Genomic DNA, 277 nt, shown 5'->3' with positions numbered 1-277 from the left:
CTTGAAACTCCTTTTGGAGTTTTAATAGGGATTTTGTTGTTTTGAAAAACACTTCAATATCCCATCTCATCCCATAAATTCTGATGATTTCTTGGTCACTTAGCGTACAGTCTGTACTCAGAATCGCCAGCCATTCGCTCTTTTTATTATGGTTTTGAACGAATACCATTTTAACCGGAACTCCATTGGCTTGGGTAGTATGAATAGAGCGAAGAATCCCTTTTCTTCCATGAATAGGTGCTGCCAAACGGTAGAGTTCCTTTAAGCTGACACGCTT

The 277-nt window shown here is 39.4% G+C and carries 1 pseudogene; it reads right to left on the bottom strand.

The features are described from left to right. A pseudogene (locus M3226_RS31895) lies at window positions 1-277 on the bottom strand (IS4 family transposase); the annotation flags it as partial.

The sequence above is a fragment of the Neobacillus cucumis genome (assembly GCF_023715505.1).
The sequence above is the reverse complement of the archived record's forward strand: the minus strand, read 5'-3'. Positions and strand labels throughout refer to the sequence as shown.